General features: G+C 61.1%; 18 protein-coding genes and 3 pseudogenes. 12 read left to right on the top strand and 9 right to left on the bottom strand.

Annotated elements, in window-relative coordinates; all coding sequences use genetic code 11:
- The first annotated feature begins 103 nt into the window (after nucleotides 1-103).
- Nucleotides 104-2,101, top strand: coding sequence for a glycogen debranching protein GlgX (gene glgX / locus FJ960_RS25880; protein ID WP_140717796.1), 1,998 nt, complete (start codon nucleotides 104-106; stop codon nucleotides 2,099-2,101).
- On the top strand, nucleotides 2,102-3,736 hold the full coding sequence (locus FJ960_RS25875; protein WP_181174322.1) for an alpha-glucosidase family protein: 1,635 nt from the start codon (nucleotides 2,102-2,104) through the stop codon (nucleotides 3,734-3,736).
- 28 nt (nucleotides 3,737-3,764) lie between these two features.
- Here the strand turns inward: FJ960_RS25875 and FJ960_RS25870 are convergent, their stop codons facing one another.
- Nucleotides 3,765-5,522 carry a TadG family pilus assembly protein gene (locus FJ960_RS25870; protein WP_140508015.1) on the bottom strand — a complete coding sequence of 586 codons (1,758 nt, stop codon included), beginning with the start codon at nucleotides 5,520-5,522 and terminating at the stop codon, nucleotides 3,765-3,767.
- A complete protein-coding gene (locus tag FJ960_RS25865) occupies nucleotides 5,523-5,969 on the bottom strand; it encodes a TadE/TadG family type IV pilus assembly protein (RefSeq protein ID WP_140508017.1) in 447 nt (148 codons plus the stop codon). It abuts the gene before it with no gap.
- Nucleotides 5,970-6,251: 282 nt separating this feature from the next.
- On the opposite strand from FJ960_RS25865, the gene FJ960_RS25860 reads away from it, so the two are divergent.
- From FJ960_RS25860 to FJ960_RS25845, 4 genes are all read left to right on the top strand, one after another.
- Entirely contained in the window at nucleotides 6,252-7,844 is a 1,593-nt protein-coding gene (locus FJ960_RS25860) for a peptide ABC transporter substrate-binding protein (RefSeq protein WP_140508019.1), read from the top strand.
- Between the two features lie 164 nt (nucleotides 7,845-8,008).
- Nucleotides 8,009-8,932 (top strand): ABC transporter permease subunit, encoded by a 924-nt coding sequence (locus FJ960_RS25855; protein WP_140508021.1) that lies wholly within the window; start codon nucleotides 8,009-8,011, stop codon nucleotides 8,930-8,932.
- Complete coding sequence (locus FJ960_RS25850; RefSeq protein ID WP_140508023.1) at nucleotides 8,925-10,046, top strand: ABC transporter permease subunit; 1,122 nt, start codon at nucleotides 8,925-8,927, stop codon at nucleotides 10,044-10,046. The genes FJ960_RS25855 and FJ960_RS25850 overlap by 8 nt, the downstream gene beginning before the upstream one ends.
- Nucleotides 10,047-10,063: 17 nt before the next feature.
- Entirely contained in the window at nucleotides 10,064-11,683 is a 1,620-nt protein-coding gene (locus FJ960_RS25845) for an ABC transporter ATP-binding protein (protein WP_140508025.1), read from the top strand.
- A gap of 28 nt (nucleotides 11,684-11,711) precedes the next feature.
- Here FJ960_RS25845 and FJ960_RS25840 read toward each other — a convergent pair whose 3' ends face one another.
- The 5 genes and pseudogenes from FJ960_RS25840 to FJ960_RS25820 all read right to left on the bottom strand — a co-directional run.
- Nucleotides 11,712-12,056, bottom strand: coding sequence for a hypothetical protein (locus tag FJ960_RS25840; RefSeq protein ID WP_140508027.1), 345 nt, complete (start codon nucleotides 12,054-12,056; stop codon nucleotides 11,712-11,714).
- Between the two features lie 154 nt (nucleotides 12,057-12,210).
- On the bottom strand, nucleotides 12,211-12,654 hold the full coding sequence (locus FJ960_RS25835; protein ID WP_246672956.1) for a hypothetical protein: 444 nt from the start codon (nucleotides 12,652-12,654) through the stop codon (nucleotides 12,211-12,213).
- Entirely contained in the window at nucleotides 12,651-12,881 is a 231-nt protein-coding gene (locus FJ960_RS25830; protein WP_140508029.1) for a hypothetical protein, read from the bottom strand. Before FJ960_RS25830 ends, FJ960_RS25835 begins: the two co-directional genes overlap by 4 nt.
- Nucleotides 12,882-13,373: 492 nt before the next feature.
- A complete protein-coding gene (locus tag FJ960_RS25825; protein WP_140717794.1) occupies nucleotides 13,374-13,658 on the bottom strand; it encodes a hypothetical protein in 285 nt (94 codons plus the stop codon).
- Between the two features lie 572 nt (nucleotides 13,659-14,230).
- Nucleotides 14,231-14,572 (bottom strand): annotated as a pseudogene (locus FJ960_RS25820) (helix-turn-helix domain-containing protein); the annotation flags it as partial.
- 202 nt (nucleotides 14,573-14,774) lie between these two features.
- Between FJ960_RS25820 and FJ960_RS25815 the strand changes: the two are divergent.
- On the top strand, nucleotides 14,775-15,050 hold the full coding sequence (locus tag FJ960_RS25815; RefSeq protein WP_027143995.1) for a hypothetical protein: 276 nt from the start codon (nucleotides 14,775-14,777) through the stop codon (nucleotides 15,048-15,050).
- A gap of 158 nt (nucleotides 15,051-15,208) precedes the next feature.
- Here the strand turns inward: FJ960_RS25815 and FJ960_RS25810 are convergent, their stop codons facing one another.
- Complete coding sequence (locus FJ960_RS25810) at nucleotides 15,209-15,616, bottom strand: lysozyme inhibitor LprI family protein (RefSeq protein WP_140717792.1); 408 nt, start codon at nucleotides 15,614-15,616, stop codon at nucleotides 15,209-15,211.
- A 470-nt stretch (nucleotides 15,617-16,086) separates the two neighbouring features.
- Here FJ960_RS25810 and FJ960_RS25805 point away from each other — a divergent pair, with 470 nt between their 5' ends.
- Entirely contained in the window at nucleotides 16,087-17,121 is a 1,035-nt protein-coding gene (locus FJ960_RS25805) for a YihY/virulence factor BrkB family protein (RefSeq protein WP_140508035.1), read from the top strand.
- A gap of 445 nt (nucleotides 17,122-17,566) precedes the next feature.
- On the opposite strand, the gene FJ960_RS25800 is transcribed toward FJ960_RS25805, so the two are convergent.
- A complete protein-coding gene (locus FJ960_RS25800) occupies nucleotides 17,567-18,877 on the bottom strand; it encodes a tyrosine-type recombinase/integrase (RefSeq protein WP_246672955.1) in 1,311 nt (436 codons plus the stop codon).
- A gap of 576 nt (nucleotides 18,878-19,453) precedes the next feature.
- Between FJ960_RS25800 and FJ960_RS29620 the strand changes: the two genes are divergently transcribed.
- The 4 genes and pseudogenes from FJ960_RS29620 to FJ960_RS25780 form a co-directional block, all read left to right on the top strand.
- Entirely contained in the window at nucleotides 19,454-19,612 is a 159-nt protein-coding gene (locus FJ960_RS29620) for a hypothetical protein (protein ID WP_181166072.1), read from the top strand.
- 216 nt (nucleotides 19,613-19,828) lie between these two features.
- The gene (locus tag FJ960_RS25795) at nucleotides 19,829-20,803 is read left to right on the top strand and encodes a glycosyl hydrolase family 8 (RefSeq protein WP_140717790.1); all 975 of its coding nucleotides are present in this window, start codon (nucleotides 19,829-19,831) and stop codon (nucleotides 20,801-20,803) included.
- 385 nt (nucleotides 20,804-21,188) lie between these two features.
- A pseudogene (locus FJ960_RS25785) lies at nucleotides 21,189-21,404 on the top strand (flavin reductase); the annotation flags it as partial.
- 4 nt (nucleotides 21,405-21,408) lie between these two features.
- A pseudogene (locus FJ960_RS25780) lies at nucleotides 21,409-21,617 on the top strand (IS3 family transposase); the annotation flags it as partial.
- Nucleotides 21,618-21,624 lie beyond the last annotated feature (7 nt).

The raw sequence follows: 21,624 nt of genomic DNA, 5'->3' as shown, positions 1-21,624 counted from the left end.
GAAAAGCCTCCAAAGCAACGAAAATGGCCGCCCTCAATCCTCACAACAAGCCTCCCGCAATATTGCGCAACGGGCCCACAAGGGGAGAAGGGAAGGCGCGCGCATGACGCCGCTCGGCGCCACCATCACCAGCGAAGGCATCCGCTTTGCCGCATGGTCCTCATCGGCCCATCGCCTCTGGGTTTCGATCTTCGACGAGCAGGGAAACCGTGAACTCGACCGGCTGGAGCTGACGCCGGATGGCGACGGCATGCATGCGCTTTTCGTCTCCGGCCTGGCCGTGGGCGCGCGCTATGGCCTGCGAGCCGACGGCGACTATGCACCCGAGCGTGGGCTGTGGTTCGACCCCGACAAGCTGCTGACCGATCCTTACGCCGTCGAGATCGACCGGCCCTATGCCTATCACTGGCGGCTCGCCGCGCGGCGCAATGAGGGCGCCGACACCGCGTCGGTGATGCCCAAGGCCGTGGCCAAGGCCTTGCCCGCGGCCCCACCGATCCTGCCGCCGCTGTTTCGTCCGGGCGGCCTGATCTACGAATTGAATGTCCGCGCCTTCACCAAGCTCCACCCGGATGTGCCCCAAGAACAGCGCGGTACGATCGCCGCACTTGCCCATCCAGCCATCATCGAGCATCTGCAAAGGCTCGGTGTCTCCGCTGTCGAACTGATGCCGGTGACGGCGTCGATCGACGAGCGGCATCTGCCGCCGCTGGGTTTAAGCAACGCCTGGGGCTACAATCCCGTGACCTTCATGGCGCTCGACCCGCGCCTCGCGCCCGGCGGCCTGACGGAATTGCAGGATACAGTCGCTGCGCTGCGCCGGGCCGGCATCGGCACCATTCTCGACCTCGTCTTCAACCATACCGGCGAAAGCGACAGGCTGGGGCCGACGCTCTCGCTACGCGGCCTCGACAACCAGGCCTACTATCGGCACCGGCCGGATGGCGTGCTGGTCAATGACACAGGCACCGGCAACACGATCGCTTGCGACCATCCGGTGGTGCGGGAAATGGTGCTCGACACTCTCCGTCATTTCGTGTGCCAGGCCGGCGTCGACGGCTTCCGTTTCGATCTGGCTCCGGTGCTGGGCCGGGTCGATGGCATGTTCGATCCGGAAGCGCCGCTGCTCCGGGCCATCATCCATGATCCGGTGCTCTGCGACCGCGTGCTGATCGCCGAGCCTTGGGACATCGGGGCAGACGGCTACCAATTGGGCAATTTCCGGCCGCCGTTCCTTGAGTGGAACGATCGCTACCGTGACGATATCAGACGCTTCTGGCGCGGCGATGCCGGCATGGTCGGTGCTCTCGCCACACGCCTTGCCGGTTCGTCCGACGCGTTCAACGTGGCACTGGGGCCGGCAAGCCGCAGCGTGAACTTCATTGCCGCCCATGACGGCATGACGCTGGCTGATATCGTGTCCTATGAGCGCAAGCACAACGGCGCCAATGGCGAGCAGAACCGTGACGGCCATAACGAAAACCTGTCCTGGAACAATGGCACCGAAGGCGAGACGCACGACGCGGCGATCACCAAGGCGCGCTTCGACGACCAGTGCGCACTGCTCGCCACGCTGTTCGCCTCGCGCGGCACCATAATGCTGACCGCAGGCGACGAGTTCGGCCGCACCCAGAAGGGCAACAACAACGCCTATGCGCAGGACAACGCCATCACCTGGCTTGACTGGCCAGCCCGCGACCAGGCGCTGGAGCGTTACGCATCGGCGCTCGCAGCTCTTCGCCAGGCGGTGCCGGCATTGTCGGACACGCGTTTCCTGACCGGGCAAGCGGTTGACGGTTCCGACATCCCCGATGTCTCATGGCTGACCGAGACGGGCGCTCCGCTCAACGAGAGCGACTGGAACGACTCCAGCCGGCATCGCCTCGTCATGCTGCTTGGCGGCGACGATGGCAGGCTTGCCGTCATGATCAACGGCGACCGCCGCCAATGCGTCTTCACCTTGCCAGCGCGAGATGGCTTCCTTTGGCGCCCGGCAATCGAGACGCAGGCGATCGACCTTCTACGCCCGCTCCCGGGTCGCGGCGTCAACTTCATGATCGAGGGCCGGACCGGAAACGGTGGCGCCGGGAAGGGTTCGTAAATGTCCGACGACAATGCCATGCAGAGGCCCGAATGGTGGCGAGGCTGCGTCATCTATCAGGTCTATCCGCGCTCTTTCCAGGACACCACCGGCGACGGCAGCGGCGATCTCAAGGGCATCACGTCACGGCTCGCTCATATCGCCTCGCTCGGCGTCGACGCTGTCTGGCTGTCGCCGTTCTTCAAGTCGCCGATGGCCGACATGGGCTATGATGTATCCGACTATCGCGACGTCGACCCGATGTTCGGCACGTTGGCGGATTTCGATGCGCTGGTTGCCGAAGCGCACAGGCTCGGCCTGAAAGTCGTCATCGACCAGGTGCTGTCGCATTCATCCGACAAGCACGAATGGTTCATCGAAAGCCGCGCCAGCCGCGACAACGCCAAGGCCGACTGGTACGTCTGGGCCGACGCCAGGCCGGACGGCGGCGCGCCCAACAATTGGCTGTCGGTCTTCGGGGGGCCATCCTGGGAATGGGACGCGACCCGTCGGCAATATTACATGCACAATTTCCTCGCCTCGCAGCCGGACCTCAATTTCCACAATCCGGAGGTCCAGGATGCGTTGCTGGGCACGGTGCGGTTCTGGCTAGAGCGCGGTGTCGACGGCTTCCGGCTCGACACGGTCAATTACTATGTCCACGACCACTGGCTGCGCAGCAATCCGCCCTTGGCTTCGAGCGTTGCCGGCACCAATACGGAGACCAGCACCTACCTCTATCAGGAGCATCTGTTCGACAAGACGCAGCCGGAAAACCTCCATTTCCTCAGGCGCTTTCGGGCATTGCTGGACGAGTATGAAGGCCGCGCCGCCGTCGGCGAGATCGGCGATGAAGGCCGCTCCTTGCAGACGCTGGCCGCCTACACCTCCGGCGCCGACAAGCTTCAGATGAGCTACACTTTCGACCTGCTCGGCTCGCAATTCTCCGCGGCGCATGTACGTGGCTGCGTCGAGGCCTTCGAAAATGCGGTTGCCGATGGCTGGGTCTGCTGGGCATTCTCCAACCATGACGTCGTGCGCCATGTCAGCCGCTGGACGAGGCCGGGTGGCGATCCCGATGCGGTGGCCAGATTCTCGATCATGCTGCTCGCATGCCTGCGCGGTTCGATCTGCCTCTATCAGGGCGAGGAGCTCGGCCTTGAGGAGGCGGAGCTTGCCTATGAGGATCTGCGCGATCCCGTCGGCATCCGCTTCTGGCCCGGCGTGAAGGGCAGGGACGGCTGCCGCACGCCGATGGTCTGGGAGGCGGGCGCCGACAATGCGGGCTTTTCCACCGCGAAACCCTGGCTGCCTGTGCCGGCAGGCCATCGCGCCCGCGCGGTCGATGTGCAGAACGGCGAGGAGCAATCGGTGCTGTCGGCCTACCGCTCGGCGCTCGCCTTGCGCAAACAGCATCCTGCGCTGGTCGGCGGCTCGATCCGCCTTCTCGATGCCGAGGACGACGTGCTCGCCTTCATCCGCGAGGATGGTGGGGAGAGGCTGCTCTGTGTCTTCAATTTCGCCGGAGAGCCGGCGACTTGGCCGTTGCCTGAGGATATCGGAACTGCCGCGGCTGTCCTGGGCGGCACTGCTTCCGTCGAGGAAAACGCGCTTTCGCTGCCGGCCCTCGGTTGCTTCCTCGGTCGGCTCGACTGATTGGCGCTTCGATTGTGGCCAAGCGGTCCTACTGAACGAGCACTGCCCGTCCGCAGGTCGCGCCGGTGACGCGCACGTCGGCCTGGCCGACACCGACGCCCAGGGCTGACAGCACATTGTAGAGCAAGTCGTCCACGGGCGCCGTTACAGTGTTGAGCAGGGCCACCACGGCTGGTTTGACCGTTCCGAGCAGGGTGGTCACATCGATCCCAAGACCAAGCAGATTGACCGAAAGCGAGAGGTTGTTGACCAGGGACGTGGTGAGCGACTGCGTGATGTTTCGCGTCGAAACGGTCTTCACCGTCTTGCTGGCGATGTCGGTCGCGTTGAAGGTCAGAGTCTGCGGGTTGTTGTTGGTGATCGCGGGCGCGGCCGAACCCATCACCTGGATCAACGGTATCAGCAGCAGCTTAACATCCGCAATGTCTGCATCCGTAAAGGTCTGCGGCTGGCTGAAATCGGCGAAGCCGGAAGGATTGTTGCTGTTGGCCAGGTTCAACTGGGCAATACCGGGGTGCGCGGCGATGGAAACGCTGATGCTGGACGGCCCTGTCGGGCAGGTGATGTCGGTCAACTTGGCCTCGGCATAGGCGACTTCCACATTGAGCGGCAGATTGACGGCCAGCAAGCTGATGCCGCCGGCCAGGCCGGGCGTGCCGATACCGACGGAGGCCGTCAGCTTGATGCGCGTCTGGGCGGTCCGCACGACAGTGCCGATACCATCGACCGCCAGCCAGGGCGAGGATTGCATCGGCTCCCCGATAGCGATGTTGAGCTTGGTGGAAAGCAGCCCCGGTATGGTGGCGCCGAGATCGATCGCGGCCTGGTTGGTGCCGTTTGCAAGTACGGCCGCCGCCGTCAGCATCCCCATGGCGCTGGCGTCCAGGCCAAGGCCGGACGGCTGTTGCCCGAGACCCAGGCTGCCGACGGAGCCAAGGTCGACAAGTCCGCTGAGTGGGATCTTGACGGTGCTGGTCGACTTGGAGGCGATGGTCTGCAAGGCGACCTTGGCGGCGTTGCCGAGGCCAGGAACATTGGCCATGGCAGTGGCGATCTGGCCGACGGTCGCCTTCGATGCCAGAACGTCGGAATAGGTGCCTGCCGTGACGTTCAGTTGTGTGCCGAGCGCACTGATGAAGGAAAGCACGCTGACATCGGCCGAGATCAGCCCGTTGTAATCCATGACGCTGAGCGAGATGTTGCCGCCGAGAAGTCCGCTCAAAAGTGCGTTGAGGATGCCGCCATTGACGCTAAGCAATCTCGACCCGACCGAGAACGTCGCCTGCGGCGTCATGCTGGCAGTGGCTTGGGTGTCGATGACGGGAGTGGGGATCAGCGAGCTTGCGAAGTAGCGCTGGGGAATTTTCGCCAAAGTCACCCGCGCCGCATTGTAAGGCGTCACGCCCGCCTGAAAGCGCTGGCTGACATTGGCGGTCGACGAGGCATATCGGCCCCGCGTGACCGTCACCACCGTCTTTCCGGCGGCCGCTGGGATGGTCTGGCCCGAAGCTTGAACAACGACACCCGGCATGCCGTTGTCGGTGAGCGTGGTGACGACCGCTGTGTTGACGTTGTTGATGTTCGAGGCGGCGGTGATCGCTGCCAGGTCGACCATCGCCTGGGCTTCCCGGCGCTCGGTATAGATGGAGGCCTCGTCTATCGCCACCGCGGCCAGCGCCAGCGCAACCGGCGCGCTCAATGCGGTCATGACGGCGAAGTTCGCCTTCTTGTCTCCCATCATCGACCGTGCAAGCCGGCCGATGCCCTTGCCCGCCCGCTGCAGCATTCAGATACCCCCGACCCTGATCGTTGACTGACGCTTGATGGTCGTCCCTGGCATGGCTATGCCCGGGAACAGATTCCAGATCGGCAGGTTGCGGGCATCATACGAGATGGACACCACGAACTGGCTTCCGTCGGCCACGCTGTCATTGGCCTGGTAGGTCAGCTTGCTAGCGTCCACGAAAGGGTAGCCGCCGGCGTTGTTGGTGAGATAGCTGGCCACGAGCGTTTGCCGCTCGGTCTGGTTCACCCCGGCGATAGCCGTCCGGGCGGCGTCGGCTGCGATTTGCTGGATCGAGTTGGCGGCACCAAAATAGATGCCGTAGGCAACCATTCCGAGCAAAAGAAGGATGAAAAGCGGTGACAACAGTGCGAACTCGACCGCTGAAGTTCCCGAATTGTCTGTTCGGAACTGGCGCCTTCGGGCCTTGGAAATGAGGTTGTGGACCATGGCACAAGCATGCTCAAGTTCGCATGCAGAAAGCGGAAACTCCGGGTGCAACCAAGGGATGTGCTCGATTGAAGCGTCTTTCTAATTTAGCCGTTGCTTCTGCGATAATGAGGATTGACTTAGGGTCAATCAGTACTCAGTTGAAAAGAGCTTACCTCCTGTCTAGTCTCCTGCCACCAGCCGCCGGAGGGAACCGGTGGCGCGCTCAAAGGAACCAGACATCGGTTCCGGGGCGTCAACACGCAAAGGCGCGCCGATGGCAGCGCCGACAGGGAGAACTTCATGCTGAAAAATATGCTGAAGGCGACGGTACTCGCCACGACCATGACCTTGGCTGCCGGCACGTTCTTGACGCCAGCCTTTGCCGAGACCGTCTATAACAGGGGCACCGCCGCTGAATCGGAGTCGGTCGATCCACACAAGACCTCGACGGTCTATGAAGCCAACGTGCTGCGTGACCTGTTCCAGGGACTGGTCATGCAAGATGAGAAGGCGAACCTCATTCCGGGCGCCGCCGAAAGCTGGACGGTGTCGGATGACGGCACCGTCTACACCTTCAAGCTGCGCAAGGACGGCAAGTGGTCGGATGGCAGCCCGGTGACGGCGGACGACTTCGTCTACGCCTTCCACCGGCTCGAGGATCCGGCGACCGGCGCGGAATACGCCTCGATGCTCTATCCGGTGAAGGGTGCGGAGGACGTCAACACCAAGAAGGGCAAGCCGGAGGACATGGGCGTCAAGGCGATCGACGCCAACACCCTGGAAGTGACTCTGAAGGCACCGACGCCATACTTCCTGGAGATGCTGACCCATCAGGCGACTTATCCGGTCAGCAAGGCTTCGATTGAAAAGCTCGGCGCCGACTGGATCAAGCCCGGCAATCTGGTTTCGAACGGCGCCTATACGCTGGCCGAATGGGTTCCCAACGACCACATGAAACTGGTCAAGAATCCGAAATTCTGGGACGCCGCGACCGTCAAGTTCGACGTCGTCAACTACATCCCGACCGAGGATCGTTCATCGGCTATGAAGCGCTTCGAGGCCGGCGAACTCGACAGCTATGATGATCTGCCGACCGAACAGCTCGCCGACCTCAAGACCAAGTTCGGCGACCAGATCCATGTCGGGCCGTATCTCGGCACCTACTATTATGCGATCAAGACCGACAAGGCGCCGTGGAACAACCCCGAGCTGCGCAACGCCATCTCGATGGCGATCGACCGTGACTTCATCGCTGAAAAGGTCTGGCAGAACTCTATGCTTCCCGGCTATTCGATGGTGCCTCCCGGCATCGAGGGCTACACGCCCGCAATGGCCAAATACGCCGACATGCCGCAGATCGACCGCGAGGACGCGGCCAAGAAAATCCTTGAGAAGCTAGGCTACACGCCCGAGCATCCGCTGAAGATGGAGATCCGCTACAACACCTCGGAAAACCACAAGAACACCGCTGTGGCGATCCAGGAACAGCTGAAGCCGCTTGGCGTCGACGTCACGCTGCTCAACACCGACACCAAGACCCACTACTCCTTCCTCGAGCAGAAGGGCGACTATGACGTGGCGCGTGCCGCCTGGATTGCCGACTACAAGGATCCGGAAACCTTCCTCGGCATCACGCGCAAGGCCAGCGGCAACAACTATTCGAACTACAACAGTCCGCAATACGAAGCGGCAATGGACAAGGCCGCGGCCGCCGGCGGCAAGCCCGACGAGCGCATGAAGGACCTCTCCGCGGCCGAGCGCATCCTCATCGACGATGTCGGCCAGATTCCGCTTCTCTACTACAGCTACCACGACATCGTTTCCTCGAAGCTGCATGGCTTCGTCGACAATGTGATGGACGTGCATCCGTCACGCTTCGTCAGCAAGGACTGATCCCTAGCCAAGCCGCCGCGCAAACGTATGCGCGGCGGCGCTGGTTTGCCATCGCATCGGCCCGGGAAGCGGAATCGATTCTCGGAAAGTTCGGTGCGAAGATTTGAAGGCTGGAGCGCAATCGTCCGGGTGGACGGGCGGGCTCCGGATCAAGCGGGGCACCGATGCTGCGATACGTATTCCGGCGGCTTTTGACCGCCATCCCGACGCTGTTCGTCATCGTGACGATGGCGTTCTTCCTGATGCGCGTCGCGCCGGGCGGTCCATTCAACCAGGAGCGGGGACTTAGCCCCGAGATCAAGGCCAATCTTGAAGCCCAGTTCGGTCTCAACGATCCGCTCTGGCTGCAATATGTCCACTATCTCGGCAATCTGCTGCGCGGCAATTTCGGCCCGAGCTACAACATGCCGGATTTCACCGTCACCGAACTGTTTGCCAAGGGCCTACCCATTTCCGTCCAACTCGGTGCCTCGGCGCTGATCCTGGCGCTGCTGCTCGGCAGCGTGCTCGGCACCATTGCCGCGCTCAACCAGAACAAGCTTGGCGACTATACGGTGATTGCGCTGGCGACCGCCGGCAGCACCATCCCCACCTTCGTCATCGCGCCGGTGATCCAGCTCCTGTTCGGGCTGACCTGGAGGCTGTTGCCGATCGGGGGATGGGGCGATGGCGCTTTCATCAACAAGGTAGGTCCGGTGCTGACGCTCGCCTTGCCGCAGATCGCCATCGTCGCCCGCCTGATGCGCGGCTCGATGATCGAGTCGCTGCGATCCCATCATATCCGAACGGCGCGAGCGCTCGGCCTCTCCGACTGGTCGGTGGTGGTCAAGCACGCCTTGCGCGGCGCCATCCTGCCTATCGTCTCCTTCACCGGCCCGGCGGCGGCGGCACTGCTGACCGGCTCGGTCATCGTCGAGACGATCTTCTCCATTCCGGGCGTTGGCCGCTATTTCGTCGATGCCGCGCTCAATCGCGATTACACTCTGGTGATGGGAACGGTGGTGGTGATCGCCATTTTCACCATCGTCTTCAACCTGATCGTCGACGTCATGTACGCGATCGTCGACCCGAGGGTGCGCTATGACTGACATCGCAGCCACCGCTCCCGCCATCGTCGGTCGCTCGCTTTGGGGTGATGCCTGGGCGCGCCTCAAGGCCAACCGCGCCGCCATGTTCAGCCTCTACTATCTCGTTCTGATCGGGGTCGTCAGCGTCTTTGGCCCGTGGTTCGTGCCGCATCAATACACGACCATCTACGCCGATTATGTGCGCATGCCGCCAAGCCTGTCGGCCTACCCGAAACCCGATATGATCGAGACCGCGCTCACCGAAGCGATCAAACGCATGCGCGTCGACATCAAGGAGTGGCACCAGGAGGGCAATCAGGTTTTCGTCACGGTCAAGTCGGCCAAGCCGATCGACGACCGCAACATCCGCTACCTCGACCGTTCTGATGCCTTCGACGACACCAAGATCGAGAGCAAGTCGCCCGACGGCCTCGAAGTGACGATGATCGCGTCGGTCAAGCAGCAGTATTTCCTGTTCGGAACCGACAACACTGGCCGCGATCTCTTGTCGCGCACGCTGATGGCCGGGCGCATCTCGCTTGCCATCGGCCTGCTCGCGGGCATCGTGGCGGTGGTGATTGGTGTGATTTATGGCGCCGCCGCCGGCTTTTCCGGCGGCAAGGTCGACGAGGTGATGATGCGCATCGTCGACGTGCTCTATTCCTTGCCGTTCATCTTCTTCGTCATCATGCTGGTGGTGTTCTTCGGCCGCAACTTCGTGCTGATGTTCCTGGCGGTCGGTGCCGTGCTTTGGCTCGACATGGCGCGCATCGTGCGTGGCCAGGCGCTGTCGATCCGCCGGCAGGAATATGTCCAGGCGGCGGAAGCCATGGGCATCGGCCAGCGCGGCATCCTGCTGCGCCATGTCATCCCCAACCTGCTTGGCCCCGTGGTGATCTACATGACGCTGCTGGTGCCGCAGGTCATCATCCTGGAGAGCTTCCTGTCGTTCCTCGGCCTTGGCATCCAGGAGCCGATGACCAGCTGGGGCGTGCTGATCTCGGTTGGCGCCAAGAACATCGGCACCGCCAACTGGCTGCTCCTGTTTCCCGCCTTCTTCCTCGTTTCGACGCTGTTCGCCCTGAACTTCGTCGGCGATGGCCTGCGCGACGCGCTTGACCCAAGGGATCGATAAAGATGGGGAACGCTGACATGGCCACTCCCGAAACGATCCTCAGGGTCAAGGACCTCCGCGTCCGCTTCCGCACGCTCGACGGTGCGGTCGAAGCGGTCAAGGGTATCAACATCCACGTGAATGCGGGCGAAACCGTTGCAGTCGTCGGCGAGTCCGGCTCCGGCAAGAGCCAGATGATGATGGCGGCGATGAGCCTGCTGGCCTCCAATGGCGAGGCGTCGGGCAGTGTCGACTATCGCGGCCGCAACCTTTTGACGCTGAGCAAATCCGAGCTGAACAAGGTCCGCGGCCGCAAGATCAGCATGATCTTCCAGGAGCCGATGACCTCGCTCGATCCGCTCTATTCGATCGGCAACCAGCTGATCGAGCCGATCCGCCGGCATCGGGGCCTGAGCGCCACGGAGGCGCATGATGAGGCGCTCAAGCTGCTGCGGCTCGTCCATATTCCCGATCCGGACCGGCGGATGAAATCTTATCCGCACGAAATGTCCGGCGGCCAGCGCCAGCGCGTGATGATCGCCATGGCGCTCGCCAACGACCCCGACATCCTGATCGCCGACGAGCCGACGACGGCGCTCGACGTGACCATCCAGGCGCAGATCCTGATGCTGCTGGCCGAGTTGCAGCGCAAGCTTGGCATGGCGATCGTCTTCATCACCCACGACCTCGGCATCGTCCGCCGCTTCGCCGACCGGGTCTATGTCATGCGCCAGGGGGAGGTCGTCGAGGAAGGGGAGGCGGAAGCGATCTTCGCCAACCCGCAGCATGCCTACACCAAGATGCTGCTGGCGGCCGAGCCGACGGGAACCAAGGCACCTCCGCCCGCCAATGCGCCCGTGGTGCTCGAGGGCAGGAATGTCGAAGTCACATTCAGGATCGGTGGCGGGTTTTTCGCCGGCGAACCGCTGATGCTGCGCGCTGTCGATCACATCTCGATCCGGTTGCAACGCAACCAGACCATCGGCATCGTCGGCGAATCCGGCTCGGGCAAATCGACGCTCGGCCGCGCCTTGCTGCGGCTTTTGCCGAGCGATGGGCTTATTCGGTTCGGCGATCGCGACATTTCCACTGCCAACCGGCAGCAGATGCGACCGCTGCGGCGCCAGATGCAGCTCGTCTTCCAGGATCCCTTCGGCTCGCTGTCGCCGCGCATGACCGTCGGCCAGGTCATCACCGAAGGGCTGCTGGTGCATGAGCCGAACCTTTCGGGAAAGCAGCGCGACCAGCGCGCGGTCGAGGCCCTGCGCGAAGTCGGTCTCGACCCCAACGCCCGCAACCGCTACCCGCACGAATTTTCCGGCGGACAACGGCAACGCATCGCCATTGCCCGCGCCATGATCCTGAAGCCGAAGATGGTCGTGCTGGACGAGCCTACCTCGGCGCTCGATCGCTCGGTGCAGAAACAGATCGTGGAACTGCTGCGCAAGCTCCAGGCCGACCACGAACTGTCTTACCTGTTCATCAGCCACGATCTCGCGGTGGTGCGCGCCATGGCCGACTACATCATCGTCATGAAGCAGGGCAAGATTGTCGAGGAGGGGCCGACCGAGGCCATCTTCAGCAATCCGCAAGCCCCTTATACACAGACGCTGATGAACGCCGCGATCGACGTCACGCGCTTCCGGTTGAGCGCGTGACAAGTCACTGTAGGTGAGGCCTGTTCGCTCAGCCGGCTGAGCTGGCGCACTTGCGTGCGCGCACGGCGACAACGGCATCCTGCTGTTGCTTCAACCGGTCGATCCTTGCCGTTTCACGGTTGGCGACCGCCATCTTCACGCGCGATCCGCCAGGCAGCCAGCGCGGCACTCTGGTGTTGGCGACTTTGCCGCGGGTGATCGCGGTTTGCGAGATGTCGCTCGCGCTGCTTCCCACGGCGCTGTTGAGCTCGGTGCAGCTCATGCTCTCGTATTTGGCCGGATCGGCCGTCCTGCCGATCGAGGAGCATCCGGCAACAAGAAACACCGTAGCCAGAAGAACCGGTGCCGATCCGGTCGTTGAGATCAAATTCATGTCCGCGTCCGGTTCGCCGTTTTACCGGCTCCCTCATATTCATCGATCAAAACTAGGGGCCGATGCCCATCTCGTCAAAGGTTGAGGGGCCGATAGCCCAGTGCTCGCGCTCTGCACTGGGGTATCGGCCCGTTTATTCAATGTCATCGAAATCTTACGCTGCTTCGGCGTCCAATCCGGTCATGGGGACACAACCACCACCGAGCACCATTTGGGCGACGTCCGTGGCATTCTCATCGACATGGGCCGTCACCAGCACAACTCCTTCGTCGACGCCTCTACGCTCAAACCTTCTGGCGCCCGCGGCCATGGCTCCGAACAACCCGCCGAGGATGCAGCCGCAGCCTATCAGGGCCGTCGCCGGCAGGCCGGTCGCAAAAGGATTGATGCCGTGGACAGCAAAAGCGCTCAGGCAAGCCAACAGCCCGGCGGCGGCGCCAAGCATGACAGCGGGAGATTTCAGGACACCGATTTCGTCATGGTAGGGCCCGATAATCGCGATCTGTACGCGAGGAACCCCGGCCGCCAAAAGGTTGCCGGCGATCCGGGCTGCTTCAGAATGGGATTCAAAAAGCCTGCTGATTGTTGGCATGGTCATTCAGGGCGCGTCGTGTCCGTCAGCACGTCGGTAACGAAGGATGCGGCGATCAAATCGTCGCCATAGATCCGGCCTTGACCGTCCTCCATTACGGCCGCGACCTTTTGGAAGGTCTTGATTTCGCTCTTGGTGATCCGCGCGTCGCGCATCCTGCTCCTGAGGTCTGCCACGCGCAGCTGCAAGGCATCGGATCTTGCGTTGTCACGATTCGAGATTGTCGTGGTCATCTACGTCCGCTTCTTTTTTGATGGTCCTCGCGCCCAGCCAACCGAACTCTGGAGGGCGGGCAAACGTTCCAGGGCTGGGCTTCGGTCTGGCGCGGTGCGGGACTTAGGTCTTGCCCCAAGACGTAATGGTCTTGCCGGCCGCGGCGCCCGGAACAGCCGCTGTTTGCCACCGTTTGTCCGCTACGAGATTATGGGAGGAAGCCGATGGAGAAGAGTGTTGGCCAGGCGCGCTGGTTGCTCGCACCGATCTTCGCTGTGGCTATTACCTTCATGGTGGCTGGAGTAGTCCTCAGCTGATTGATCACCAAGTTCCCCTTTGGTGCAGCAAGCCCCCTACAGGCCCGTCCGGCGTAGGATACGACGAATTGCCTGGGCTCACGGACCCAAGTTCGCGCAATTTAGTTCCGGCGATGACGAGATATCAGAATTGGCCCGGTTCTCTTTCGCAGCTGGTGGCCAGGCTTGATCGAGAGCCGGGCCACCAGTCGGCGATCAGTAGCCGCTGTTTTCCATCACCACCGGGTGATGATGACGGTGGTGAGTGGAGACGGAGCCGGTGACAACGACCGTATTCCGATGGTGGTGCCGGCGGCCATTATCGTAGAACGCGATCTGTCCATGGTAACGGTGATGAAGGCGCTGGCCCTCCTCATTGATGATCCTGACGTGGTTATGATGTCGATGATGGGTCTTGATGATAACGTCAGTCTGGGCGGCCGATGCCAAAGCAGGGAACCCCAGCGAAAGCGCCAAAGCGCAGATGGCCACTGTTTTCATTCCAATTTCTCCATTGCCTTGATTAGCCCTTCGTCGGGTACAACTGCCGCTGATCCCTTTGGTTCCGGGCTTCCCGGGACAGCTGGGACGTATGGTAAATCGAAGGGTTGGCTATCGGACGCGCGACCAGACCTGGAGAAAATTCGCAATATTGGCGACGGACTCCCATGAGTCCTCACCCGGGATGTTCGCGACATCGGCTCTTCTACAATTACGGTTGGTTCTCCCGGGCAGCTACGCCGCCGCATCGTCCGTCGTCCGGGCGGGCAGGCCAGCGCAACTGCCGCTGTGAGGACCAATCTGTCTCTGTCCCACAAAAGCAGTTTGCTTAGCTATTTCGAGATCCTGTCAGGCTACGGAACATTAGATAAGCCTAATGGTTTTATCTCCACAGCAGGCATCACAGTTTGAGGTCCGCTGAAGATCAGCAGGCAAAGGCTGATCGGCCCGCGTCCTCCGCCAGAGGCGCGGGCTCACCAGGCAGGCAACAGGAGAGAGATCATGAACAATATCATTTGGCTCATCGGAGCGGTGGTCATCGTGATAGCGATATTGAGCTTTTTCGGCCTCCGCTAGGCGGCGTGCACCGTGCCCTTGGGGGTGACGTTGGAGGAGCGAGGCGCATTATTGCCCATGTTCAGCAGCTCGTCCTGCTTTAGAATTTCGATGCTGCGCAAGCCGAGCAGGCGAATGACGCTTTTGTCCTTGAGGCGGGTGAAGACCCGCGACACAGTTTCGATGGTGAGGCCGAGATAGTCGCCAATATCCAGTCGCGACATCCGCCACTCAATCTTGCGCAGGCCTCCTTGGCGTTCCGTCATGTCGACCAGCAAGGCTGCGACCCGTTCGATGGCATTCTGGCGGCCAAGGACCAGGAGGTGTTCTTGTGCTCTGGTCAAACCCGTGAGTGCCAGCGCAGCAGGCGAGACATATCGGCGGCTGAGGTAATCCGAAAAAGGCAGTCCGCCGCGCGGCGCCATTCGTTTCAAGGATGTGATCGACTTGTGAAGCGACATCCCAACATTCGCCGTTTTTTAGATGTTGCTTATATTGCGTTAGAAACCGCACCTGATCGCAAACGACGGTCGGGGCACAAAAATAGGGAAGGATAATTTCATGAGCTTCAAAACTGCCTGTTTAGGCGCACTTGCTTTCACGATTGTTGGCGGCGCGGCGCTTGCCGGCGCGCTCGATGAACCCAAGATGATGGCCCCGTTCTTCACCGACGCGAGCATGAAGACGATGAAGCCCGACGCCGATATGAAAAAGGCTTGGGCTGCGATGGCCAAGGCTGATCAGGACAAGATGATGAAGGAATGCAACGACGCGGCGATGAGCAAGCCTCATGCTCAGTTCTGCGAGAAATTGAAGGCACTTGGCGGCTCCAAATAGGCCATCGCCTTTGCCAACAACCTTTGTGGCGGGTTATGCCCCGCCACCAGGCGCACCCCATCAGGCGAATCCAAAACGGCTTTTTTGAACGAAATTGTGCCGCAAAACCCAGCGAGTTTCTGGTTCCCGCTGCATTGTGATCAAACCAATTGTGGGCGTCAGTTCGCTGTTGGAACGGGGCAGCTCGCATCGCCTTCCTGGCAATTCAGGTAACCCTCGAAATTCTTGACACGGGATTGCGTCAAGCTGTCCATGCACATCGAGATGAGCATCGGTGCCATGCTTCCTCCAGCCGCCCCCGCAGCCTGGAATTGGCACTCCGCATCGCGAAATTTAACCCAGCCCTGCTGCGCTTGAACGAGAAGCTTCTTGGCATCCGCATCGTCCTTGAGGCGGGTTTCGATCTGCTTGTAGAGCTCGTTTAGCTCCTTGTCCGATTTCTTGAACGAAGCATCGGCGCACTGGTTCATGGTGACCTGATCCTTGGCGTCGGCGCATTTGTCCTTGGCAGAGGCAAAACACGGCATGGCCAGAACCACGGCGGCAGTCAGAATTGCGGTTTTCATCGATTGTCCTCCTGTTTGCCTGTGGGCGTCATCTCATTCCGCAACGGTTCCGGCGAAGCAGCTGGTCAGCTTTTTTCGATTTTTGCAACGCCACCGCGTGTTCCGCTCGTCGATCGCGTGAGCGATTTTCGCGGCGTTGAGGTGATGCTCCCGGAAGGCCCGCCGCCCACGCACCAGCAATTGAGAGCCGGATCAATGCTCTCGCCGCTCGCATCTGTGCCGGTGGCACCGAAGCAGTGATCCTGCGATGCCGGCACAAACAGCAGGCGTCAATGTGCTGACCTTTTCCTTCGAGCCCGCCTTGGGAACGCGGAGTTACGTCGCGAGTTGAAGCAAAGGGAGGATCGTGAGTGAAGCGCATGGAAGTGTGGACGGTGCCATGGTGACGAAGGTCATAATCCGTCCGCAAGATTGTCCGCCGGTGTTGCGGCGAACTCTCCAGCCGAGCTGCGAAAGTCTTGAGGCTAACAATGTCACGGTCGCTGATTGCGTTTTGGCACCTGCTGAGCGAGAGCATCCGCGGCTTCGTCGACGACAATTGCTTGAGCCACGGGGCGGCGATGGCTTTCTATGCGACCACTTCGCTCGCTCCAATCCTGCTGATCGTTGTTGCCATCGCCGGTCTGGGCTTCGGGAATGATGCCGCTCAGGTCGCGTTGTCGGCACAGATTTCAGGCGTCATGGGTCCTCAAAGTGCCGACCTGCTGCAAGCAACGATCGAAAGCGCCTCCCAGAGAACCGCAGGGACCTTGGCGACCATCTTGGGCTTGATCACTCTGTTTGTCACCGCATCCGGGGTGTTCGGAGAGATGCAGCTTTCACTGAACCAGATGTGGAAAGTGCCACCCACCGGATTTTCCATTTCGCGCTTGGTGCGGGCTCGCGCGGCAAGTCTGGGCTTGGTGGGAGCGCTGGGCTTTCTACTTCTGGTTTCGCTGGTTGCGAGCGCGGCGATATCGGCGCTTGCCCAAGTGATCAACGCTCACCTGCCTTTTGGCGAGTTTATCCTCGCCTCCATAAATACCATCGTCTCCTTTGTTCTGATCGCACTGATGTTTGCTGCCATCTACAAAGTTCTGCCGGACCGTTCACTCGAATGGCGTGATGTGGGCGTCGGCGCCGTGATCACGGCGCTTTTGTTCACCATCGGAAAGTCGTTGATCGGCTGGTATATTGGCACAAGCGCGGTTGCCTCCTCATATGGCGCTGCCGGGGCGCTGCTTGTGGTGCTGCTGTGGGTCTACTACTCATCGGAGGTCTTTCTACTCGGCGCGGAAATTACCCGCGCCTATTCGATCCGGCATGGCAGCCGGGCCGATCTGGCGCAAATCGTCCATTCGCGGACGCCACCGGCAACAGGCATCAAACATGATCGAAAGATATCGGAAAAAGAGATAGTTGGCTGGATCGTTTTCAGCAGCTTGGTCACAGCCCTGATTTCTATCGCGCCCTATCTCAAGAAGTCGGCTCTTCGCCACGGCAACGATCAAGGCACTGATAAATGATGGCTCGATTCGCAAAGCCATGCACGGCTCTCGAAAGGGCCGGGTACGCCCCCCGGAGCCTCGCCGATCCGGCTCGTCAGACGTGGAAAACCCGGTACCACTCGACGAACCACCTAACTCCTCGATGACAGAGGTGCGGTGGCGGTAGCCGATGCCGCTTGCAGCGCGAAGTGTCGGCGGAGATGTCGGCATGGCGCCGGCCTGCAGCGGCAGGATTTCGACGGCGGGGCGTGCGCCCTCTGGCGGGGACGCGCCCCGTAGACACATAGCTATTTCTGTCGGGATATCTGTGGGGTAGCCATCGTCGCGGCGCTAACCCATTGTTGTTTCTGGTCGGAGTGGCAGGATTTGAACCTGCGACCCCCTCGTCCCGAACGGGCGGGTTGGCCAGCAAAAGCCCGGATTTCCGGCGTTTCTCATCACGCTGGAGGGCCAATGTTCACGTTTATTTCCGGTATATCTGTGGGGTAACTGTGGGGTAGGCGGAAATGTTCTCTTTCTGTGCCGCGCGCATCCTGACTGTGTTTTTGGGTATGTTTGACAAGCGTGACTTGGAGACGATTGCCTCGGCGGCTTGGGCCTGAAAATCGGGGTGGTGATGACCATAAGTCTGAATGAGCACTTGGACGCTCATGCCCAGGTATCCGGCCGCCGCCCAGGGGTCGGACCCCCGCTGCATCAGCCAGGTCGCGGCCGTGTGGCGGAACACGTGCGGGGTGATGTCGGTGCGGAAGACGCGCCGGACGCTACCGTGCGGTGTCGCAACCTCCTCATACCAGCCCAGTCCGGCCGCCTCGACCACCGAGCGGAAGGCCTTCTTGATCGACTGCACCGGTTTGCCGTTCCACTCAACCACGTAGTCATGGGCGATCATGCGGCCAATGCTGGCGCTTTTTCCTCGGCCCTTGGTCTTGATTTCCAGCGGTGTGCTCGCCCAGCGGCGCACATGTGCCACGACGCGATCAGGCAACCTGACGGGCGGTTGACGCTTCTTGGTCTCGCGGCGACCGCTGGCGCGGCGGTAGAAAACGCCGCGTTCGATATCCACATGCCCCGCGCCTTCTGTTCGCCGGACGGCCGCGCCGCAGATCGCGGCGGAGCGCGTGCCAGTATAGAGAGCGACCAAGATGAAGCGCGCGACGTGGCATGCGGTGCGACGATCGCTTGGCCTTCCCTTCCACGACTGGCGCATGCGCCATGCAGCGCGAAGCAGGGCGGCTGCCTCGTCGCGGGTCAGCCAGCGGTCGCGCGGTGCTGCTTTCGCGGGCAGCACAATTGCTGGCGCAGAAGTTGCGTAGCCTTCGCGGTGATAATTGTTCAGCGCCGCTCGCAAATCCTCCAACTGACGCCTTGCGGCCGCGCCATTGCCGTGTGCCCTGGCGTAATCGCGGCACATTTTTCCATCGATGTCGCCGATCTTTGTGTCGCCAAACCACGTTAGGACAACGATCAGCCGGTCGGCGGTTTCTTTCGGCTTCGCGTGCGAAGGCGCGACGTCGGTAAGGTATACGTTTACTGCGTCAGCTAACGGGACCGTGGCGGGATCACGACCGCGCTCGCGGGCCGGCCGGTATTTTTCCGTGATGTGACTGGCGAGACGCTTTTCAGCGCGTTCGCGGTCGCGAGTGCCGCCACAAGCGCTGATGAAGGTTGCGCCATCGCGGATGAACCAGCCGGCTCCGCTGCGCAGCTTTCCGTCCGCTCTTCTGCTTTCGGCGCGCCAGACGAGGCGCGCCCCTTTCGACGTCCGCGGCATAGCTCTCTCATTTTTGCGATCGCTGCCAAAGTGACGTATTCCTTGCCTGCGATCAACTCTGTCTGAAGACGGTCAGCATCTCGCTCTTTTCGCAGACCTGCCGCACTCATAGAGCCGTCCGGAAAGGCGATTTCGGCAGCTATGTTGAGTCGTAGGGGCGTATGGTCGTCCAACTGCTCTGAAATGCTCATTGCTTGCCTTTCGGGAGACATTGGAGAAGAACCTGAACGTCATCGCATAGGGCTTACTTAAGCGATCATCCGATTGGAATGTACGGATCCAAGGGCGATGTGTGAATGACATCAGATCTATTCTGCGGTGATTGGGACACTCTGGCGTAGAAAACGGCGGTGCGCACAATAACCATCGTCAATCTCAGATCGGATGAGTATTCGCTCGAATGTGAATATATCGGCTGCGTCGCAGCCAAAAAGTTGGGTCGGCGACAAGGGACTCGAAGGAGCGCAAATATTGCGGCCGACTATCATCAGACAAGAGAGTGAGAGTTTGGATGAGCTTCCGTGACGGGCTGATAGCTGGGAGAGTGGCTCCCGGCGCCCGTCATGGAGACGACCCATGACGGTCTTTCAGACGCTGTTCCATAGCAGAACCAGACTATTACCCCCGATGATTCCCCCGCAAGAGAAAGTCGACGATATTGTCGTCATCGTCGCCGGGCAGATCCGCGAACGCGGCCTCCAGTTTGAGGCGATCAGTATTTATGGCTATTGGTGATGTTGCGTTGATATTTGGCGTTGTCCGGGATCGACGGCATATCATTCCCATTTCAATTGTTTAGACTGGACCTAACGCAGCGCCGGGGGACTGCTTCGTTGCCGGCATGTCACCAAAGGCGACTCGGTGGATTCTGGACGGCGCAGATGCAGACAGTCGCATCTCGCCATCGACGCGCTGCTCTCATGCGGGGGCACACCAAAAGTGGAGATAATCATGCGGTTCATGCATCTTACAGCGGCAGTTGGCACCTTGGCGATGGCAGGCGCAACGGTGCCCTCCGTGAGAGCAGCTGATTTCGCCCCTGTCCCTTACGTATCGGGCACCATCAAGCCAAATCACCGGAGCCAGACCGAACTCGACAAGGCGCTGGTCGATTTTTACAGGGCCTGGAAGTCGGTCTATGTGGTTCAGGACTGCGGGCCCGGACGCTATTTCGTCAAGGTGGATGCCGATCACAAACCGGTGGCGGGCGGAACTGCAGCGGGCACGATCACAGTTTCGGAGGCGCATGGCTATGGCATGCTGATCACCGCGATGATGGCGGGCGCCGACCCGCACGCGCAAAAGATCTTTGATGGCATGGTGCTGTATTTCAGGGACCATCCGGCCCGCAGCGACGCAAACTTCCTGGCCTGGAACCAGGTGGCCGGGTGCGAAAATGCAGGAGATGACGTCGGCGGCGACAATACTGCCACGGACGGCGACCTCGATATCGGCTACGCCCTGCTTTTGGCCGACGCGACGTGGGGCAGCGACGGAGCCATCGACTACCGCGCCGAGGCCGACAAGGTGATGACTGCCATCTTGAAGCACGAGGTCGATCCGACGTCCGACTTTCTGTTGATCGGCGACTGGGCCGGCAGGGGCGATGACGCTACCTATGCCGCCACGACACGCTCGTCCGACTTCATGATGTCCCACCTGGCCGCCTTTGCACAGGCGTCTGGCGACCCGCGTTGGCTTAGTGTTCGCGATCGCACCTATACCATAATCAATGCCGTGCGCGCGGGCTTTAGCCTGCGGACCGGCCTGATGCCGGACTTCATCGTCGGCCTGCCCCAATCTCCCGCACCCGCGCCGTCGGGCTTTATCGAGGGCGAAAGCGACGGCGATTACTCGTGGAATGCCGGACGTACCCCTGGAGGATCGGCCTCGACTATCTGCTCAATGGGGACCAACGGGCGCTGAACGCCGTCCGGCCGCTCAATGCCTGGGCCCGGCGGGCCACCGGGGGCGTTCCGCAGGAATTCGCCGATACCTATCGCGTGGATGGGAGCGTCCCGCCGGGGCACGGCAAGAATTCAATGGCCTTCGTCTCCTTGTTGGGAGTATCGGCAATGGCCGAGCCAGGCAACCAGCGGTGGCTTAACGCCATCTGGGACACGGTGACGGACAAGACTGTGTCGGATGAAGACTATTTCGGCAATACACTCAAGCTCCTGGCTATGATCTCGATGTCTGGCCACTGGGCCAGGCCCTAGGTTTCGTTCAGCCCCGGCGCGCTGACAAAGAACAGCGGCGCGTTGCTGGTCGCGGCTCCAGCGCTTTGGTCACACCAACAGGAGATCCTCCTATGGAGGAACTACCCGCTTCTCATGCCTATCGGCTGGTGGAACCTGGCCCCATCGTTCTCGTTGCGACAGCTCATGCTGGCAAGCCAAATGTCATGACGATGGGTTTCCATATGGTGGTCCAGCACAACCCGCCCATCTTGGGTTGCATCGTTGGTCCTTGGGATCACAGCTTCAAGGCTTTGCGCGCGACAGGCGAATGCGTGATTGCGATTCCGACCGTCGGGCAACGTCTGGAACAATGCTGCGATGGAGAGCTTCTTCTCCTCGCTGAAAACCGAGCGGACCGCCCCGCAAGGTCTACAGGAGGGACGACACCAGGGCCGACGTCTTCGATTACGTCGAGCGCTTCTACCAACCCTCTGCGACGGCACTCGACACTGGGATATATGAGCCCCCTCGAGTCCGAGGAGAAAGCTATGCTACCTTAACCTGTTG

The organism is Mesorhizobium sp. B2-3-11 (genome assembly GCF_006442215.1).
Classification (GTDB): domain Bacteria; phylum Pseudomonadota; class Alphaproteobacteria; order Rhizobiales; family Rhizobiaceae; genus Mesorhizobium; species Mesorhizobium salmacidum.
The sequence above is the reverse complement of the archived record's forward strand: the minus strand, read 5'-3'. Positions and strand labels throughout refer to the sequence as shown.

What these genes read in the sequence shown, in the direction of transcription:
- glgX (WP_140717796.1), top strand. Translation starts at nt 104, where the DNA reads ATGACGCCGCTCGGCGCCACCATCACCAGCGAAGGCATCCGCTTTGCC.
- FJ960_RS25875 (WP_181174322.1), top strand. Translation starts at nt 2,102, where the DNA reads ATGTCCGACGACAATGCCATGCAGAGGCCCGAATGGTGGCGAGGCTGC.
- FJ960_RS25870 (WP_140508015.1), bottom strand. Translation starts at nt 5,522, where the DNA reads ATGCTGCAGCGGGCGGGCAAGGGCATCGGCCGGCTTGCACGGTCGATG.
- FJ960_RS25865 (WP_140508017.1), bottom strand. Translation starts at nt 5,969, where the DNA reads ATGGTCCACAACCTCATTTCCAAGGCCCGAAGGCGCCAGTTCCGAACA.
- FJ960_RS25860 (WP_140508019.1), top strand. Translation starts at nt 6,252, where the DNA reads ATGCTGAAAAATATGCTGAAGGCGACGGTACTCGCCACGACCATGACC.
- FJ960_RS25855 (WP_140508021.1), top strand. Translation starts at nt 8,009, where the DNA reads ATGCTGCGATACGTATTCCGGCGGCTTTTGACCGCCATCCCGACGCTG.
- FJ960_RS25850 (WP_140508023.1), top strand. Translation starts at nt 8,925, where the DNA reads ATGACTGACATCGCAGCCACCGCTCCCGCCATCGTCGGTCGCTCGCTT.
- FJ960_RS25845 (WP_140508025.1), top strand. Translation starts at nt 10,064, where the DNA reads ATGGCCACTCCCGAAACGATCCTCAGGGTCAAGGACCTCCGCGTCCGC.
- FJ960_RS25840 (WP_140508027.1), bottom strand. Translation starts at nt 12,056, where the DNA reads ATGAATTTGATCTCAACGACCGGATCGGCACCGGTTCTTCTGGCTACG.
- FJ960_RS25835 (WP_246672956.1), bottom strand. Translation starts at nt 12,654, where the DNA reads ATGACCATGCCAACAATCAGCAGGCTTTTTGAATCCCATTCTGAAGCA.
- FJ960_RS25830 (WP_140508029.1), bottom strand. Translation starts at nt 12,881, where the DNA reads ATGACCACGACAATCTCGAATCGTGACAACGCAAGATCCGATGCCTTG.
- FJ960_RS25825 (WP_140717794.1), bottom strand. Translation starts at nt 13,658, where the DNA reads ATGAAAACAGTGGCCATCTGCGCTTTGGCGCTTTCGCTGGGGTTCCCT.
- FJ960_RS25815 (WP_027143995.1), top strand. Translation starts at nt 14,775, where the DNA reads ATGAGCTTCAAAACTGCCTGTTTAGGCGCACTTGCTTTCACGATTGTT.
- FJ960_RS25810 (WP_140717792.1), bottom strand. Translation starts at nt 15,616, where the DNA reads ATGAAAACCGCAATTCTGACTGCCGCCGTGGTTCTGGCCATGCCGTGT.
- FJ960_RS25805 (WP_140508035.1), top strand. Translation starts at nt 16,087, where the DNA reads ATGTCACGGTCGCTGATTGCGTTTTGGCACCTGCTGAGCGAGAGCATC.
- FJ960_RS25800 (WP_246672955.1), bottom strand. Translation starts at nt 18,877, where the DNA reads ATGCCGCGGACGTCGAAAGGGGCGCGCCTCGTCTGGCGCGCCGAAAGC.
- FJ960_RS29620 (WP_181166072.1), top strand. Translation starts at nt 19,454, where the DNA reads ATGACGGTCTTTCAGACGCTGTTCCATAGCAGAACCAGACTATTACCC.
- FJ960_RS25795 (WP_140717790.1), top strand. Translation starts at nt 19,829, where the DNA reads ATGCGGTTCATGCATCTTACAGCGGCAGTTGGCACCTTGGCGATGGCA.